This window comes from Pseudomonas sp. R2-60-08W (assembly GCF_003852335.1).
GTDB lineage: Bacteria > Pseudomonadota > Gammaproteobacteria > Pseudomonadales > Pseudomonadaceae > Aquipseudomonas.
In genome coordinates, this window is record NZ_CP027731.1 from 2,710,554 (window position 1) to 2,729,627 (window position 19,074).

Annotated in this window: 9 protein-coding genes; 5 read left to right on the plus strand and 4 right to left on the minus strand. The window is 60.4% G+C overall.

Annotated elements, in window-relative coordinates; translation table 11 throughout:
* The first annotated feature begins 1 nt into the window (after window position 1).
* Genes C4J90_RS12315 through C4J90_RS12325 form a run of 3 tightly spaced genes read left to right on the plus strand, consistent with a single transcriptional unit; the run spans window position 2 to window position 3,936 of the window.
* Complete coding sequence (locus C4J90_RS12315; protein WP_124419905.1) at window positions 2–910, plus strand: MaoC/PaaZ C-terminal domain-containing protein; 909 nt, start codon at window positions 2–4, stop codon at window positions 908–910.
* Window positions 903–2,201: an acetyl-CoA C-acetyltransferase gene (locus C4J90_RS12320; RefSeq protein WP_124414582.1), complete on the plus strand. Its 1,299-nt coding sequence runs from the start codon at window positions 903–905 to the stop codon at window positions 2,199–2,201. Before C4J90_RS12315 ends, C4J90_RS12320 begins: the two co-directional genes overlap by 8 nt.
* 31 nt (window positions 2,202–2,232) lie before the next feature.
* Window positions 2,233–3,936 (plus strand): AMP-binding protein, encoded by a 1,704-nt coding sequence (locus C4J90_RS12325; protein WP_124419906.1) that lies wholly within the window; start codon window positions 2,233–2,235, stop codon window positions 3,934–3,936.
* Window positions 3,937–4,050: 114 nt separating this feature from the next.
* Here C4J90_RS12325 and C4J90_RS12330 read toward each other — a convergent pair whose 3' ends face one another.
* Both C4J90_RS12330 and C4J90_RS12335 read right to left on the minus strand, forming a co-directional pair.
* A complete protein-coding gene (locus tag C4J90_RS12330) occupies window positions 4,051–5,166 on the minus strand; it encodes a Gfo/Idh/MocA family protein (protein WP_124419907.1) in 1,116 nt (371 codons plus the stop codon).
* On the minus strand, window positions 5,159–5,362 hold the full coding sequence (locus C4J90_RS12335) for a hypothetical protein (RefSeq protein WP_124419908.1): 204 nt from the start codon (window positions 5,360–5,362) through the stop codon (window positions 5,159–5,161). Before C4J90_RS12335 ends, C4J90_RS12330 begins: the two co-directional genes overlap by 8 nt.
* A gap of 180 nt (window positions 5,363–5,542) precedes the next feature.
* Here C4J90_RS12335 and C4J90_RS12340 point away from each other — a divergent pair, with 180 nt between their 5' ends.
* Together C4J90_RS12340 and C4J90_RS12345 are read left to right on the plus strand one after the other, a co-directional pair.
* A complete protein-coding gene (locus C4J90_RS12340; protein ID WP_177413425.1) occupies window positions 5,543–6,595 on the plus strand; it encodes a YCF48-related protein in 1,053 nt (350 codons plus the stop codon).
* 16 nt (window positions 6,596–6,611) lie between these two features.
* Complete coding sequence (locus C4J90_RS12345; protein ID WP_124362662.1) at window positions 6,612–8,987, plus strand: RND family transporter; 2,376 nt, start codon at window positions 6,612–6,614, stop codon at window positions 8,985–8,987.
* A gap of 154 nt (window positions 8,988–9,141) precedes the next feature.
* Here C4J90_RS12345 and C4J90_RS12350 read toward each other — a convergent pair whose 3' ends face one another.
* The gene (locus tag C4J90_RS12350) at window positions 9,142–13,800 is read right to left on the minus strand and encodes a dermonecrotic toxin domain-containing protein (protein WP_124419910.1); all 4,659 of its coding nucleotides are present in this window, start codon (window positions 13,798–13,800) and stop codon (window positions 9,142–9,144) included.
* 395 nt (window positions 13,801–14,195) lie between these two features.
* Complete coding sequence (locus C4J90_RS12360) at window positions 14,196–19,058, minus strand: dermonecrotic toxin domain-containing protein (protein ID WP_164488015.1); 4,863 nt, start codon at window positions 19,056–19,058, stop codon at window positions 14,196–14,198.
* Between the last annotated feature and the right edge of the window lie 16 nt (window positions 19,059–19,074).

Below are 19,074 nucleotides of genomic sequence, written 5' to 3' on the forward strand. Positions count from 1 at the left end.
CATGGACTATGTGACCCAGATCATCGACCCGCCACCCTCGCGCATCCAACTGGTGTTCGACGCTGTGCGTGGCTTGCGCAAGCCCGAGCCTGGGTCCGCGCCGCCATTGCCCAGGGAGCGTCTGGTACGCACGGCGGTGGAGCTGTCGAGCCCCGCCATTGCGGCGTATGCGCGTACCTGTGGCTTTCGTCGCGAGCAGGGTGTGCCGCTGTCCTATCCCCACGTGCTGGCGTTCCCTTTGCACCTGATGCTGCTGACCCGACCCAGCTTCCCGTACCCGGCCAGCGGCATGGTGCATTTGGCCAATCGTATTCGCCAGCGCCAACGTTTGCATGAAGGCCAGGCGCTGCGCCTGGAAGTGTTTTGCGAACGCTGGGTTGCCCATCCAAAGGGGCAGGCGTTGAGCATCGCGACCCGTGCCTACGGCGCGGGCGCCCTGGTATGGGAAAGCGACAGCCTGTACCTGCGCCGGAATGTGAAAAATCCCGTCGGGGAGCGGTGGGTGGACGCACTGCCGTTACAGGACGAGGGCTTGCTACGCACCCAGCGCTGGGTATTGCCCGCCGATCTGGGGCGCCGTTTTGCCAAGGTCTCGGGGGACTTCAACCCGATCCATACCTCGGTGATGGGCGCGAAACTTTTCGGCTTTCGCCGCGCCATCGCTCACGGCATGTGGACCCTGGGCCGTGCGCTGGCGGCACAGCAGCCACCGGGTGGCCTGGACCACGCCGAGGCCCACTGCGATTTCAAATTGCCAATCTTCCTGCCCGGCCAGGTCGCCCTGTGGGGCCGCCCCGTGACCGGCCCGCTCCGTGAATTCGAAGTGCGCAATGTGGCCGGCGACAAACCGCATATGCGCGGGTTGTTGCTGTGGGATCAAACGCCTGGAATGAGAGCCTTACATGAGTGACTACAGCTTCAATCCGCCACCGACCCGACGCGTGGCGATCATCGGCGGTAACCGCCTGCCGTTTGCCCGTTCCAACACTGTGTATGCCCATGACAGTAACCAAGACTTGCTGGTGGCCGCCCTGCAAGGCCTGGTGGATCGCTACAACCTGCACGGTCAGCGCCTGGGCGAATTCGTCGCCGGTGCGGTGATCAAGCATTCGCGCGATTTCAACCTGGCGCGCGAGTCACTGCTGTCGACCACGCTGTGCGCGCAGACTCCGGCCTACGATGTGCAGCAGGCCTGCGGCACGGGCCTGGAAGCCGCGTTGCTGGTGGCCAATAAAATCGCGCTTGGCCAGATCGAAGTGGGTATCGCGGGAGGCGCGGACACCACCTCCGACGCGCCCATTGGCATCAACGAATCCCTGCGCCACACCTTGCTTGCGGCCAATCGGGCCAAGGGCATGGGCGACAAACTGAAGGCCTTGTTGAAGGTGCGCCCCTCGATGCTGTTCAAGCCGCTGCTGCCGCGCAATGGCGAGCCGCGCACCGGCTTGTCGATGGGCGAGCACTGCGAAGAAATGGCCAGGCGCTGGCAGATCAAGCGCCTGGCCCAGGATGAGTTGACCCTCGCCAGTCACCAACGCCTCGACGCGGCCTATAAGCGCGGTTTCTTCGACGATCTGATCAGCCCCCATCGGGGCCTCGCACGGGACAACAACCTGCGCGCCGACATCAGCCTGGAAAAACTCGCCAGCCTGGCGCCGGCCTTCGACCGCCAGGACGGCACGCTCACCGCCGGCAACTCAACGCCCCTGACCGACGGCGCTTCGGTGGTGTTGCTGGCCAGCGAAGCGTGGGCCGCTGCCAATGGCTGGCCGGTGCTGGCCTACCTGCGCACCGGCGAAACGGCGGCGGTGAATTTCGTCGACGGCACCGAAGGCCTGTTGATGGCCCCGGCCTACGCCGTACCGCGCATGCTCAAGCGCGAAGGCCTGGGCTTTGCCGATTTTGATTTCTTCGAAATCCACGAAGCATTCGCCGCCCAGGTGCTGTGCACGCTCAAGGCCTGGGAAGACCCCGACTACTGCCGCGAGCGGCTGGGCCTGGACGCACCGCTGGGCGCCATCGACCGCGCAAAAATGAATGTCAACGGCGGTTCGCTGGGCTGCGGCCATCCGTTTGCCGCCACCGGTGGCCGGCAACTGGCGGCGTTGGCCAAGGCCATCCATGAGCGCGGCGGCGGTCGCGGTTTGATCTCGATCTGTGCGGCGGGCGGGCTGGGTATTACCGCCATCGTCGAAAAGTAGCCCTATCCACAACAACAATAAGGACACAGCCATGAACGCCATCAGCCTGGAACACACCGAACGCATCTGGTTGAACGCCTACCTGCCCGGCGTGCCGGCGGACATCGACGCCGCTATCGAGGCTTACCCCTCGTTGCGCGAAGTGTTCGTGGAACACCTGGAAAAATTCCGCGAGCGGGTGGCGTATGTCAGCATCGGCACGCCCATGACTTACGCCGACTGGCACATCCAGGGCAGCGCATTTGCCGCCTGGCTGCAGGGCCAGGGGGTGAAGAAGGGCGACCGCGTCGCGTTGATGATGCCCAATTGTCTGCAGTACCCGATCTGCCTGCTGGGCACGATCCTGGCCGGCGCGGTGGTGGTCAACGTCAATCCGTTGTACACCGCCCATGAACTCAAGCACCTGCTCAAGGACAGTAGCGCCGAGACCGTGGTGATCTTCGAAAACTTCGCCCACACTCTGGAAAAGGTCATCGCCGGTAGCAGTGTCAAGCGCGTGGTGGTGGCGGCCATCGGCGACCTGCTCGGCACCTTCAAGGGCGCGGCGATGAACTTCATCCTGCGCAGCGTGCAGAAGCAGGTGCCGGCCTTCACGCTGCCTGGCTCGGTGCGTTTCAACCAGGTGCTGAAACAGGGGCGGGCGCTCAATTTTTTGCCCGTCAGCATAAGTCGCGATGAGCTGGCCTTCCTGCAATACACCGGCGGCACCACCGGCGATGCCAAAGGCGTGATGCTCAGCCATCGCAATATTATTGCCAACCTGTTGCAAGCCAAGGCCTGGGTCGGTGATCAACTGGACCAGGACAAGCAGGAGACCAACGTCACCTTGCTGCCGCTGTACCACATCTTTTCTTTGACGGTGAACTGCCTGATGTTCATGTGCCTGGGCGGGCGCAATATCCTGATCGCCAACCCACGGGACGTGAAGCGGGTGCAGATGATCCTGCGCAAGGAACGCTTCAACGGGATCGCCGGGGTCAACACGCTGTTTAACGGTTTGTTGGAGAACAAGGAGTTCTGCGCGCGGGACTTTTCCGACCTGCGCATGGTGATCGCCGGGGGCATGGCCACGCACACAGCGGTGGCCAAGCGCTGGAAGGAAGTCACCGGCTTGCCGATCATCGAGGGCTACGGGCTGACTGAGTGTTCGCCGGTGGTGAGCATCAGCCCCATCGACATCAACCGCATGCGCGAGATGGAATTCACCGGCAGCATCGGCGTGCCCTTGCCGTCGACCTGGGTGCGCTTCGTTCGTGAAGACGGCGAAATGGCCGAAATCGGCGAGCAAGGCGAACTGCAAGTGCGCGGGCCGCAAGTGATGCAGGGCTACTGGAAGCGCCCGAAGGAAACCGCCGAAGTGCTGGACGCCGAGGGCTGGTTGTCGACCGGTGATATCGGCGTGATGGATGAGCGCGGCTACATCCGCCTGGTGGATCGCAAGAAGGACATGATCCTGGTCTCGGGTTTCAACGTGTACCCGAACGAAATCGAGGACGTGGTGGCGATGCATCCAGGGGTGGCGGAAGTGGCGGCGATCGGTGTGGAAGATGGCGTGACCGGCGAGAAGGTCAAGATCATCGTGGTGCGCAAGGACCCGAGCCTGACCCAGGAGCAAATCCTCGCCCATTGCCGGGAATATCTGACCGGCTACAAGGTGCCGCGTTATGTGGAGTTCCGCACCACCGAACTGCCCAAAACCACGGTGGGCAAAGTACTGCGCCGAGCCTTGCGCTGATATTGAAGGCGACTGCGATCAAATGTGGGAGGGGGCTTGCTCCCGATAGCGGTGTATCAGCCGACTCATGTATTGGCTGAACCACCGCCATCGGGAGCAAGCCCCCTCCCACATTTAGATTGAGTTCACTTCGACCCAGCGCTCTTCAAGCGCCGCCACACGAATCGCCGTCGCCAGCCGCTCCACCGCCCACGCCGCTTCAAAATCAGTGCCATCCGCACCTTGCCCCGCCAGCGCCATGATCAGTTCGTGAACCTCCAGCGTCTTCAACTCGTTGTACCCCAACTGGTGGCCCGCCGCCGGGCTGAACGCGGCATAGCCGGGCAGGGCCGGGCCGGCGAGCAAGCGCTGGAAGCCATCCTGGCCGGCTCGGCACAGGCGCAGCTCGTTCAAGCGCTCCTGATCGAACGCCAGCGTGCCCAGGGTCCCGCTGATTTCGAAGCTCAGGTGATTCTTATAGCCATGCTTGAGCCAACTGCTGCTCACCGTGCCGCGCGCGCCGTTGGCAAAACGCAGCAGGGCATGCACCTGGTCATCCACGGCGATGCTCTTGAGTTCATGGCTGCCTTTGAGGGCCGGTCGTTGAGCGTGGACGGTGTGGGTATCGGCGCACACGCTGGCCACATCGCCCACCAGGTAATGGGCCATCGACAGTAAATGGCTGCCCAGGTCCGCCAGCGCGCCGCCAGCGTGTCCTACCTCGCAGCGCCACGACCATGGCGAGGCCGGGTCGGCCATGAAGTCTTCGCTGAATTCGCCCTGGAAACTGATGATCTCGCCAAGCTCGCCGCTGGCAATCATCTGTCGCGCCAGCACGATCATCGGGTTGTGCTGGTAGTTGTAACCCACGCGCGTCACCACACCGGCCGCGCTGGCAGCTCGACGCATGGCATCGGCCTGTTCCAGGCTGACGGCCAGCGGCTTCTCGCAATACACCGCCTTGCCGGCCGCAATCGCAGCCATGGCCATGGGGTAGTGGAGGTGGTTGGGGGTCGTGATGGCCACGACATCGACCTTGGGATCGTCGATCAGCGCCTGCCAGTCGGCGTGGGCCTGGGCAAACCCCCAGGCGCTGGCGCAACGCTGCGCGCGCTCGGCGTCGGCATCGGCCAGGGCCGCCAGTGTAAGCGTGACGGGCAGTTCGAACACCGCCCGAGCGTTGTTGAACGCCAGCGCGTGGGCGCGCCCCATGAAGCCTGTGCCGATCAAGCCGATTCCGAGTTCACGCATCGCCGTGGTCCTTTGGATTATTGTTTTCAGGAAGCGTATTAATGGAATAAATATTCTCAAAATTCAATAGATGGAATAAAAATTCATTATCCCGCATGGCGGTCTGATCGTTCCCACGCTCCGCGTGGTAACGCCGCCAGAGACGCTCTGCGTCCCATAACATCATCATTTGAGCTGATGCAGCTATATTCACCATGTGGCCAAACGCCGCCAGTTAACAAAAGATAACGTAGCGCCGATTGTCAGACGATTCCAAAGCCCGATAGGATGGCCCGTGCTTGCGTCAGGCGCTCTAGATTGCAGGTTTCAGAGCCCCGCGCAAAGCAACACGACCTAACAATAATAAATGGGAGAAAGGTCTATGAGTGAGCCTGTCATGGGTTGGGTTGTTTGCCGCCCACGCGCCGCACGCAAGCTTGCGTTGCTGGCCACAGCGCTCTCGCTGTTTGGCGCCGTTGCGTTACCCAGCGTCGTCCACGCCGCCAGCGATACCCCCGCCGCAGCGGTGTTTGCGATTGAATCCCCCAAGGCCGCCAAAGGCCTGATGATTGACGTGGTCCACGCCGGCCAGCGCCTGGTGGCGGTGGGTGATCGCGGGCACATCCTTTATTCCGATGACCAGGGCAGCACCTGGACCCAAGCCAAAGTCCCCACCCGGCAGTTGCTCACGGCGGTGTTCTTCGTCGATGCCAGCCACGGCTGGGCGGTCGGCCATGATGCGCAAATACTCGCCAGCAGCGACGGCGGCGCCACCTGGACCCAGCAATACCAGGACCTCAAGCGCGAAGCGCCGCTGCTCGATGTGTGGTTCAACGACGCCAATCACGGCCTGGCCGTGGGCGCCTACGGTGCGCTGATCGAGACCACCGACGGCGGCCAGACCTGGGAAGACGTCAGCGACCGCCTCGACAACGAAGACCAGTTCCACCTCAACGCCATCGCCTCCATCAAGGACGCCGGCCTGTTTATCGTTGGTGAGCAGGGCAGCATGTTTCGCTCCAGCGACGACGGCCAGACCTGGGAAAAACTCGAAGGCCCCTATGAGGGCTCATTGTTTGGCGTGATCGGCACCGCTCAAGCGCAAACGCTGCTGGCCTATGGTTTGCGCGGCAACCTGTACCGTTCCACCGATTTCGGCAGCACCTGGGAGCCCGTCGAGTTGAACGCGGCGCGGGGAGCGCTGGAGTTTGGTTTGTCCGGCGCGACCTTGCTGGAGGGTGGCGCCATCGTCGTCGTCGGCAATGGCGGCAGCGTGGTGGTCAGCCATGACGACGGCCAGACCTTCAGCGTGTTCAACCGTCCGGACCGTATCTCACTCTCGGCGGTCACTGCGGCCGGCAACGGCAACTTGGTCCTGGTCGGGCAGGGCGGCGTTCGCGTCGCTACCGCTGCTGGCGCCGAACCGCTCCTAAATAAAGAGCCAAAATAAGAAGAAGGCGGGAAATATGAGCAGTCATCACAACGATAAAGCGACCTTTCTTGAGCGCCTGATTTTCAATAACCGCCCGGCAGTGATCGTCATCTGCCTGCTGGTGAGTATCTTCCTGTTCTGGCAGGCGACCTTGATTCGCCCGTCTACCAGCTTTGAAAAGATGATTCCCCTCAAGCACCCCTTCATCGAGAAGATGATGGAGCACCGCAACGACCTGGCGAACCTGGGCAACACCGTGCGCATCTCCGTGGAAGCCAAAGACGGCGACATTTTCACGAAGGAGTACATGGAGACCCTGCGCCAGATCAACGACGAGGTGTTCTATATCTCCGGCGTCGACCGCTCGGGCCTCAAGTCGTTGTGGAGCCCCAGCGTGCGCTGGACCGAAGTGACCGAAGAAGGCTTCGCCGGCGGTGAAGTGATCCCGCAGAGCTACAACGGCTCGCCGCAAAGCCTCGACCAGTTGCGCAACAACGTGCTCAAGTCCGGCCAGGTCGGCCGGCTGGTGGCCAACGACTTCAAGTCGAGCATCGTTGATATCCCACTGCTGGAGTCCTACCCGGACCCGCAGGACCAGGGCAAGTTGCTGGCCCTGGATTACCGCAAGTTCTCCCATGAACTCGAAGACAAGATCCGCGACAAGTTCGAAGCGCAGAACCCCAACGTCAAGATCCACATCGTCGGCTTTGCCAAGAAAGTCGGTGACCTGATCGATGGCCTGGTGATGGTGGTGCTGTTCTTCGGCATCGCCTTCGTCATCACCCTGATCCTGCTGCTGTGGTTTACCAACTGCCTGCGCAGCACCGTCGCGGTGCTCAGCACCACGCTGGTCGCGGTGGTCTGGCAGCTCGGCCTGATGCACTTCTTCGGCTTCGGGCTGGACCCGTATTCGATGCTGGTGCCGTTCCTGATCTTCGCCATCGGCATCTCCCACGGGGTGCAGAAAATCAACGGGATCGCCCTGCAGTCGAGTGAGGCAGACAACGCCCTGACGGCCGCGCGGCGCACCTTCCGGCAACTGTTCCTGCCGGGGATGATCGCGATCCTCGCCGATGCCGTGGGCTTTATCACCTTGCTGATCATCGACATCGGCGTGATCCGCGAACTGGCGATCGGCGCGTCCATCGGCGTGGCGGTGATCGTGTTCACCAACCTGATCCTGCTGCCGGTGGCGATTTCCTATGTCGGCATCAGCCCGCGGGCCATCGCCCGGAGCAAGAAGGACGCGAACCGCGAACATCCTTTCTGGCGCCTGCTGTCGAACTTCGCCAACCCGAAAATCGCCCCCATCTCCATCGCCCTGGCCGTGCTCGCCTTCGGCGGCGGCCTCTGGTACAGCCAGAACCTCAAGATCGGCGACCTCGACCAAGGCGCGCCGGAACTGCGCCCCGACTCGCGCTACAACAAGGACAACAATTTCATTATCAGCAACTACTCCACCAGCTCCGACGTGCTGGTGGTGATGGTCAAGACCCGCGCCGAAGGTTGTTCGCGCTATGAAGCCATGGCGCCGATCGACCAGTTGATGTGGAAAATGCAGAACACCGAGGGCGTGCAGTCGGCGATCTCGCTGGTCACTGTGTCCAAGCAGATGATCAAGGGCATGAACGAGGGCAACCTGAAATGGGAAACCCTGTCGCGCAACCCGGACGTGCTGAACAACTCCATCGCCCGCGCCGACGGCCTGTACAACAATAATTGCTCCCTGGCGCCGGTGCTGGTGTTCCTCAACGACCACAAGGCCGAGACCCTCGACCGCGCCGTGCATGCGGTGCAGGACTTCGCCAAGGAGAACAATAAGGACGGCCTGGAATTCATCCTCGCCGCCGGCAACGCCGGGATCGAGGCGGCCACCAACGAGGTGATCAAGGAGTCGGAGCTGACCATCCTGATCCTGGTGTACCTGTGCGTGGCGACCATGTGCATGATCACTTTCCGCTCCTGGGCGGCGACCCTGTGCATCGTGCTGCCGCTGGTGCTGACCTCGGTGCTGGGCAATGCGCTGATGGCGTTCATGGGCATCGGCGTCAAGGTTGCGACCTTGCCGGTGGTGGCGCTGGGCGTGGGGATTGGCGTGGACTACGGCATCTACATCTACAGCCGCCTGGAAAGCTTCCTGCGTGCGGGCTTGCCGTTGCAGGAAGCCTATTACCAGACCCTCAAGTCCACCGGTAAAGCCGTGCTGTTTACCGGTTTGTGCCTGGCCATCGGCGTGTGCACCTGGATCTTCTCGGCCATCAAGTTCCAGGCCGACATGGGCCTGATGCTGACTTTCATGCTGCTGTGGAACATGTTCGGTGCGCTGTGGCTGCTGCCGGCACTGGCACGCTTCCTGATCAAGCCCGAGAAGCTGGCGGGGCAGAAAGGCAACTCGCTGTTTGCCCACTAAACGGCAAACAACCTGTAGGAGCGAGGGGGACGCCCAGTTCTTGCTCGCGAAGATCGTCAACGATAACGCGCTCATCCTGAATGAACGCGGCGCTCTCAGGTTCTTCGCGAGCAAGCTCGCTCCTACAATGAACGATGTTTCACAGGGCTTCGTATCACGGCGCCAACGGCAGGAACCAGCGCTCGGCCAGCCCCTTGTCGATCAAGCCACGGTGCACATCGACCACGGCCTGAGCACTTTGTGCCTTGGCCAACAGCGAGTAATAGCTTTGCTTGCGTTGCTCCCTGGTTTTCAGGTGCGCGGCGGTGTAGCTGGCTTTGGGGGCGTCAGCACTGGCGTAGTGAAAGTGCGCATACCACAACGGGTAGCCCTTCAGGTCAGTGACGGCATATTCCTGTACAAAGTCGCGACGCTCGCCACTCAATTGAATGCGCTCACCGTACCGTGCCACACCGACGCGTTTCTGGCTGATCAGGTACTCAAGATTGCCATGGGTGGGCGCCAGCTCCAGGCACAGCTGAATCCGCAACTCATCACCCTTGGTCGTCAGGCGAACGGCGGCCTGGCGCATTTCGGCCGCGAGCGCTTGGTCGGTTGCCACGCGGGCCTCTGCGGGAAGCGCCTGGATGGCCTGATCCAGTTCCGTGGCAAGTTTGTCGTAGCGTGCAGCCTCGAAATGCAGTACTTCCTGCACATCTTGAGGGTGTCTGGAAACCTTGCGGTAGTCGTCTCCCCTGCGTAGATGGGTATCGAGCATGGCCAGTAATTTACGCGCCTCACCCTTGACCACGCTCAGCCCACGGGCCACCGCGGGTGGTTTGGGAGCAAGTGGCTCGGTGAATGCTATCCACTCATCGCCACGTTGCGAATACAGGCCCAGCAGTTGGTCACCGATCTCGGAGCGTACCTCCACGGTCTCCAGACTGCCGATGGATTTCACCTCACCGATCAAGGTGCCGCGTTTCGGTGTCTTGATGACCTTTTTTGTCGGTCTTCCTGCCGTTGCCAAATTGCGCTTGGGTGCGCGCCGGCGAGGCTGTACCACCGGTTTGACTTCACCGGCCAATTGCTGGACGGCCTGCTGATAGAGTTCTTCTACCCGCATTGAGAGTCGGGCGAAGTACTCGTTTTCCAGTTCGTCGGCATTGACAATGCCGATCCCCTTCAAGGCGTCCACACTGCGGCCATAGTGTTCTACCAGGCTCTCCAAGACCTTGACGCGATCCTCAGTCGTCAGTTCCAGGGCGTTGAGCTCACTGTGAGTACGCACCTGTTCCTGCAAGGGGGTAAAAATACTGTCCAGGGTGTCGAACAGCGGATGACCAAATTCTTTGATCACGAGCAGCTTGAGGCTGCGGATCTGCAGATCCTTGATTGCCAGAGCGCTGATTTCGTTCGGTCGGTCCTGGGTCAGCCGCGCAAGCACCTCGCTGGCGGCGGCGCCCAGGTTGAACAGTTCATCCAGATAGCGATCCCTCAATTCCAGCCATTGGATCGAACGATCATTGATTTCCAGAGAGTCCTTGATGAACCGCTCATAACCTACAGGGTCACCGATGACGGCAAGTTTCAGCCGCGCACCGGCGACGGTGAAGTCCTTATTGGCATCGTAAAGGGCCGACCGATCTTTTTCGGCAATGACGACGTGTTTTCGCGCATTGTTGACGGTGTTTTCCATCAAGGACACGACGGTGCGGGTTGCCAGCGGGATACCCAGCTCATCACGCTCCTTCAGGCTCTCCAGCAATTGTCGATACTCGGTCGTCTGCTGTTGCAACGCCCCGTCGAAGCGCTGACGAGTGCCGGCTCGCTGTGCGGCGTTGAAGCGGTTATCGCGCTCGGCGCTTTCCATGACGGATTGTGCAATGTCGGTTGCCCTTTGCCGGTTTGTTTGCAAACTGATGAATTGGTTGTATTCGGCTTCCAATTGGCTGATCCGCTGCGCCCGCCGCTGGCGTTCAGCGGCAATACGTTTGGGGGGCATGCCGCCGCGCAGACGCAGCCGGATATCAACGGACCAGACACCCTGAGTGTCGGTACGTAAATGCGGGCCACGCCGTTGCGGTGCGGCGGAGTCGACGATCACCACCTCGCCGTCGGGCTCCAGGGTCACCTGGAACCAGTGTGAATCCACCAGGGCGTGCCAGAGGTCATTGATCAGGTACAGACCTTTGCGCGGTCCGTTCAAGATCGGCGCAGGCACAGTGGCCGGAGGCGTGGCGCGGAAGTCGGTCAGGCGCACGCGTTGGCTGGCCGTGAGCGCATGGGTCTGGGAAAAGCTGAAATCCAGAACGGTATTTTCCGGTTTCGGCAGCACGCCAGGCAACGACACGCCGGCTTGGTGGATGCGCGGCGGGCTGGGTACCGGCCACTGTTCGGCTATGCGTCTTGGCAGTAGCGGCGCCAATGCGTGCTCCTTGAATTCGGTCGCTACCACCGGCCGCGCCCGGTTCACGCTGGGTATGCCCTCCAACAGCAACAGGCCGAGGTTGAGCAGCATATCGATAGCCGCCAGCTCATGGGATTTTGGATCGCTATCACTTAAGGCACTGATGTCGCTGCCAAGGCTGGCATACAGGCTGAACAACCAACCCGTGACCATGGCCGGACCGCGCAACAAGGGCAGCAGGAGGTTACTGAACAGCAGGCTGGCCCCCTCCAGGAATACTTGCCAGCGGCTTTCGCTGTTGGACACCGAATCACTGTCTGCCTGCACCACCAGGGCCCGGGCGTTTTCGCTGTAGAGGTACTGCATCAAACGGCCTGTCACCAGGCATTGGTGCAATTCATCTTGATCGCTGCCCGTGGCCAGTTGGGCTGGTGAGGGAGGCCTGATGTAGGTGAACTCATCGCCAGGATGAAAATGTACGATGTGCGGTTCTTGAAAACCGCCGTTGGCGTAAATCGATCGGGCGCTGTCGGGCAGCCATGTCAGCACGCTGGTTTGCAGGGCACCGGGTTGCGCGATGGCCTGGAACAACGCCTCCCGGCTGGTGAACTCCTGGAGCGGGTCTGAATATAAGGGACGGTACAGGATGTGTGATCCCTCAGCGGTGTCCTGCCCTTCGATGATGTACATGTTGCTCACGATGTCCGGCTGGGCGCCGGGCTCGCGCAACAGTGACAGGTGGCGAATGACGATACCGCGCTGGTCGGCAACGTCTGTGTGCATCAACGCTTCAACCATGTGCGCACCGGCACGTGTCAGACCGAATGCCTGCTTGAGGCTCAACTCCAGGGCCAACAGAGGCAGATACACCGACTGTTGGTCGGCGAACAGCACCTCACGCTCTTGTGCCTGGGACATGTTTTCCAGCAGACGCTCGTTGAGCATCTGGGGGTAATACGTGCCGATGTCCACGCGCTCGATGAGACCGGCGGAGCCGGTGATATAGCCTGGGGTCAGCCAGGAGGGCAGTATCGCTCCCTGACGATGGGCAATGCTCAATTGACCGCTGGGCGCACTCACCAGGTTGTTGATGGCCAACTCCGTCAGACTCATTTGCTTGTGTTGGATAATGCCGACGGTGCCGGGGTAGCCGGCGGCAATCACGAACGTCAGTTCCAGGTCGTCGGGGTGCAAGGCGGATACCTGCGCCGGCGTGTTGAACTGTATGGCATCGTGTTGCAGCGCCTGCAGCAGCGCATCCACTGTAAAGGTCTTGAGGTCCTTGATGTCGCTGAGAAAGGTACGTCCGTTCCCGCGCTGTTTTGCACTGGCCAGGGCCAGGCTTAAACGACGATAGCTAAACTGATCGTCGACGCTGGCCTGTCGCAGCCAGTCCGGGAGCAGCGGACGCAATAGGGTCAGCAGCTCAGGTTGGATATCCGGTGCGTCGAGCAGGTATTGCCCGGGGTCGGTAATTTCGTGGTAGAGCGATTGCAACGCATCGAAGCCCTGGTTGACTGGCAGGCGTAATGCGCCGAGATTTTCCTGCTGCTGATTGAAAATCATCGCGGCCTGGTGATCGAAGATGTTGCCTTCGGGTTCATAGCGTCGGGTCACGATTTGCTGCGCCACGTATTGGGTGCTCAGATGCTCTCCCCAGGCTTGTATCAAGGCGTCCATGGACGAGAACGCCTCGATGCGCCCCCCAGCCTTACATAGCAATGCTGGCGCGGTGCCGTTGATGGTGCGTGTCAGGACTATCTCCGGCCCCAGCAAGGTGACGCGTTGGGGGGCACTGTCGATAGTGGTCTCAAGACAGTAGGCGAATACCGCTTCCTGGCCGTATTGCGCAACTCGCCGTTCGCGGTCCGGGCGGGTGATCAGTTGATCCACGGTCTCACGTTGCCAGACACCCAGTTCGGGTTGCTTGATGGCGCTGATTCTGAGGGCGTCCATCAACATATTGCTCAGCCAGCCCCAGGCATCGGGAACGACGTTGTTCCAATGTTGGAGCAGCGCGTTTTGCAGGGCGATGGGCAAGGTAGTGGGCAGCTCCTTGATCAAGGCCTCGATAACCTTCATGTCGAGCTTTTCCAGGGTCAGGCCAGGCAGTTTCAGACGTTTTGGCGGTGCTACTGAGAGGTAGTAAGACTTATCGCCGACGTCGCTGAAGTCCAGAATCGCACCGCTGGCCAGATATTCACGCACTGCTTGTAGCAGTGGGCGAATCTTGTACTCATTGTGGGTTTGCGGAATGAAGAGAGAGGACTTGGACAGGTCTATCGTGAGGGAAGGGTATTTTTCGGTAATGGATTCGCCGAGTAACTGTTTGATCACATCATTCAGGTCGGGCGGATCGGCAAATCGCGCGCTGACAGCTTTTGCCGTCAGGGGGCGGGGCTCTTGGGGGGTATGTATTTGCATGAAAAGTCCTTTTTTACAGGTAGCAGGTGGAATGGTTTTACTCGGCGGCACACGAATGGCAGGGCCATCGAGGCCTTGTCCGGCATGGGTATCTACACAACTTTTGATGCGACGCGAAACCCTGTGGCGAGGGAGCTTGCTCCCGTGACGGTCTGCCAGGCGAAACGTATTTAACGGGTTTATTGCGATTTAATTGTGGGAGCGGGCTTGCTCGCGAAAGCGGTGGTTCAGTCAAGGATGTATTCACTGACACAGCGCATTCGCGAGCAAGCCCGCTCCCACATTTGGCCCGCGTTTCACCCGCTCTATACCTGTCGGCTGTGAGGCCGTCCGGGTTCGAGCCCCTTCGCCATCGCAAGTACAGGAGCTCACCTGAGTTGTGTCGATACTTATGCTTATCCGGGCAATAGGCTCAAAAAGAGTTGCTGATCCAGCGGGGCAGTCACGGGGTTATAGAGGTCGCGCACGATGGATTTACTGTCTGCGCCTGCCTTCACGATCAGATCCTTGAGCGTCAAAAAACGATGTTCCGGTCGTTTCAAGTGGGCGGCGGTGTATTCGCCACCCGCGCTGGTGGGGCTGCTGTAGTGAAAATGCGCATACCACAATACGGTCTGAGCATTTTTCTCGCGCACGGCAAACTCAGAGACATAGTCCTTGGCGGCTGTTCGTTGCGGGCCATGCACCAGGCCGATATCCACCGCGCCGTGGCGGCGCAGGTAGTCGATGTTTTCTTGCCGAGGGCGTTGGGCCTTGTAACCTTCAATGCAGTGCTGCACGCCTTGCTGCCGGATCACACCGGCTTGCTCGCGCAGGCGTGCCACCGTTTGCGCTACCTCTGGTTTGTCCTGGTGAGCGGTGTGTATTTCATCGGCGATCGCCTCGATTCTTTTGGCCTGGTAATCGAGCATATCGCTCCAGTCACGAGGGTTGAGGTCGTCGCGGCGCAGTGGGTCCTTGAGTTTGCGTTTCTGGAATTCGATCGACTTTTCGATGGCCCCGACTTCACCGATCAACCTGTTGCCTTCCCCACGCAGCGTTGCAAAGGCGCGTACCTGAGGTGCGGGGGCGGGCGCTGCCGGTTTGGCGTCGACGATTTCCACCCAGCCTTCTGCGGGGTGCTCCATGAACCGGCCGCTGATTTGCTGGGTGATCGGATTGCGCGTGACAATAGTAGGAAACGGTGTGCCGGCCTCGGTCGGTTGCAGATCGCCGACCAGCGCCCCCTTGTCCCGTGATTTGAAGGTCCGCTTGGTTTGCGACACGGTTTTTATCGGCTTCAAGCTGGCCTGCCGAGGCGGCAGGAATTCTTCCTCGCGCAACAGGTTGGCCAGTTCGGTCTCGGCATTGCTGTTGGCGATTTCCAGGCGTTCGATCAACAGCATCATGTAGTGAGGGCGGACCAGCGGTGAGTCAAGTTCCACCAGGGAGCGGCAGATTTGCAGGCGTCTGTTGTAGTGCTTGATCAGATTGTTCAGCACATCCTTGTGCTCGCCGGACGTGAACCCCTCGGTGGTGAGCAGATCTATGTGACTGTCCTCTATCGACGACATGGCGCGCTGATAGTTGTCATAGAGACTGAGGAGATACTGTTCTTGTGGGGTTTGAGCAGAAATCGTCAGATCGATGCTCAGGTCGGTCAATTTATCCAGCGACGCAAGGACTACATATATTCGGTTGTAAAATCTGCGTACCGGATCGGCATTGAGATATTTTGTGCGTTGTGAGGCACCGCTTTTCTGCAGCTTGACCATTTCTTCGAGGGTGTTCTCAAGGTCGGTTATAGCCTGCGCATGCAGTTCAGCCGCGGCAAACACGGTCTCCATAAGATCCTGCACATAGGCGGATGACGCAGGATCGTGTGCCGTCCTTTGCAACTCGATCAGCGGTTGCCCCTCATCAGAATAAAAAGACGCGTGGTAAAACGAGCCAAGGCGTTTGATGCGCAGCTCATTGGCGGCGAGGATAGACAGGTATTGATCGATGCATTTCGATTCGTCATCAAACTGATTTTGCACCGCCTTGAATTCCCGATAACGCTTGATCAGGTCTCGGCGCAGTTGCAATAGAACGTCAGTCGTCTGATGAAACTGTTCTTCGCTGATCTTGTAGTTCAAGCGTGCTCTTGAGTACTGGGTCATCCGGGCTGCGTGCTCAGCCACCAGCGACTTGTCTTCAGGTGATGAACGCAACTTGGCGTAGGCAACCTTCAGCTCAACATGGGCTCTTTCAAACTGCCGTTTGGTGTCATTCAGTGCGTCGTCGATAGGCATTACGCGCGTGGTCTCTTGACGCACGGCATCAATTATCCGGTTGAGGTCTTCCCCGATCTCAGTGCGCTTTTGGTCAATTTCCGCCAGCTTTGCCTTAAGTCGGTTTTTCGGACCGCCCCCTCGCAGCTTCAGCCCTTGATCTAACGCCCAATGCCCATGTCCGTCGGTCTTGAGCCTGAACCCCGGGTGGGAGGGTTTTTCCGGATGAATAATAAAAACCTCAGCGAACCCAGGAACGATGCTGACGCGAAACAGCAGGCCCGCCACCGACGCGTGCCACTGATGACCGAGTCGGTACAACCCTTTGTAGGGTCCAATTTCGACGGCTGAAGGTGCCGGCTCCGGCCATGGGACGTTCAGTTCACGCAAGGCATTGAGCAGTCGTCGACTGGACGAATCCCTTGCGGTGGAGTGAATAAAGTCCACCAGCGTCTTGTCGCCGGCGGGTGGTTCGGCCGCCAGTGCTATCGGACCTTGCTCGACAGGTACCGTCGGTTGCGGTGAAGTGTCGGGCTGCGCACGACGCAAGGCCGCGAGGATCAACGGGCGATCGTTGTCGGCTGAACGCTGTGAGGGCTTGATGACCGGATGCTCCCCGGAACCTGCGTGCAACAGGATCAGCCCGATGTTAAGCAACACATCCACCCAGGCCAGTTCCCTGGCTGTGGCGTCATCACTTTGCAGCGCAGCAATATCCTGTTGGAGGCTGGTCGCCAATTGCAGCATCCAGCCTGCCAACATGGCCGGCCCCCGCAGCAGCGGCATGAGCAGGGTGTTGAACAGCAGCCAGCCGCCTTCCAGCAGGATCTTCCAGCGGCTCTCGGTATTGGAGACCGAGTCCCGGTCGGCCAGGTCCACCAGCGTCCTGGCGTTGCTGCCATACAGGTACTGACTCAGATTGCCGGAGGCCAGCGACTGCGCCAGGGAACCGTGAACCGCGTCACCGTTGGAGGGGCGGGCCAATTGGGCGGCTGGGGGCGCAGCCCATTGAACGGTGTCGTCTCCTTGGCCAAAGCGCAGGATATGCGGGCTGAGGAAACCACCATTGCTATAGATCGTCCGGGCGCCCTCCGGCATCCAGCTCAGTACACTGTCTTGCAAGGCGCCGGTCTGGGCAATCGCATCGAACAGCGCCTGGCGGGTTGCGAACTCCCGCAGCGCGTCCTGATACAGCGGTCGGTAGAGAATATGAGGGCCGACATCGCTGTTGCGAGGCTCAATGATGAACATGTTGTCGACGATATCCGCAGTGGTATCAGGCGTGCGGGTGAAAGCCAGCGGATGGATCTCTATGTCTTGCCCGTCGACAACGCGTCGGGGTGCATCGCGTTGCATCAAGGCCTTTACGTAGCGGTAGCCCAGGAACGTGAAGCCGTGTTCGCCACGCATCTTGTGTTCCAGCGCCTGAAGCGGCAAATGTACGCTCAACGCCTGATCGAACAGCGCCTCGCGACGGCGCGATTCGCTGCTGTCGCTGAGCAGCAGCTCACGGATCTTCTGGGGATAACGCTCGCCGATGTTGACCCGGCTGACCAGCCCGGGTGAACTGCTGAAAAGGCCCTTTTCACCGAGAATATAGTCCGCCGTCAGCCATGGCGGCAGCGGTGTTCCGGAGGTGTCACGAAGGGTCATTGCGCCGTGTGGAGCGGCTGCCAGATTGTTGACCGCCAGCTCCCGAAGACTCATGGTCACAGCGCTCAGATAACCGCCGCGCAAATCCCCGACCGGAACATGAAAGGTCAGCTCCAGGTTGCCCGGTTCGACACTGGACTCGGGATGATCCAGGCGTATCAGCTCGCGCAGTGCGCGGTCGGTGAAATCATGCAGGTTTTCGATCCCATCGAGAAAAGACGCGCCTGCCGTTTGCCGGCGCAGGCGTGCCTGTTCCACCAGCAGCTGACGATAGGCAAACCGGTCACCGGCGTTGGCCGTCTGTAGCCATTGGGGCAGTGCCGCCTTGATCGCCGCCTGGTTTATCGGATCAGGCACGGGCGCCTCATTGAAGAAGGGCGTGGGGTCGGTTATATCGGCGAACAGTTTTTCCAAAGGTCGCACACCGTCATGGGTCGGCAGTTGGATGGCTTCGAGGTTTTCCAGCTGGTGATTCAGCAGCAGGGCCGCCTGGACATCGAAGAGATTGCCGTCGGGTTCATAGCGTTTGATGATGATCTTATCGACCAGTACCTGGCTTTCCAGGCGTTTCCCCCACGCCTGGTTGAAGGCTTCCATTGAGGGGTACGCCTCGACGCTCCCGGAAGCCGCGCACAATAGTGTCAAGTCTCCCTGCACCACCAGAATATCGGGCGTCAGCAGGCGTGTGGTGGTGCCGTTGGCAATCAGGCAGGTTTCGAGGCAGTAAGCATGGATAAACCCGTCTGGATGCGGCATGGCCTGTCGCTCACGACGGTCGGGGTAGCGGGCCAGGTCAAAGAGCGCGTGCTGGGCTGCACGGCGTGCTTCGCCCCACAGGCTGGCCGCACTGCTCAGGTTGCCGGCCAGCAGGTCACCCAGCCATTGCCAGCGGCTGACGCCGGTGTCGCTGTTGAGGTTCCAGTAGGCAGCCAGTGCTTCCTGAAAGTGGAGGGGCAGGGCGTCAGCCAATTGGACGATGACCTGCTCGATAACCCGCATGTCCGGTTCTTTGGGGCCGTTGGCTTCATAAGTCAGATGCCTGGGGGCTTGCTGGGTCAGGAAGCAGCGCCGCCCGTCCACATGGGCGGTAAAGTCCATCGGCGTACTGTTGGCCAGATAGTCGAGTGCAACATCTGTCAGCAGTTTCAGGTCCCAGCCGCCTCGTTGATTGGGTTTGGCGACCTTGGCCTTGCTCAGGTCCAGCAGCAGGGGCGGGTAATGCTCAAGGATGGACTGGTGCAGAACTTGTTCGACTACATCGTGCAGGGTCGGTCGGCTGGCAAACTGGTGCGCGACGGCGTCGGCCGTCAGGTTGCTGCGGTGGGGACGCGGTGGGGATGAAATATCCGGCATGGCAGATTCCGTTCTA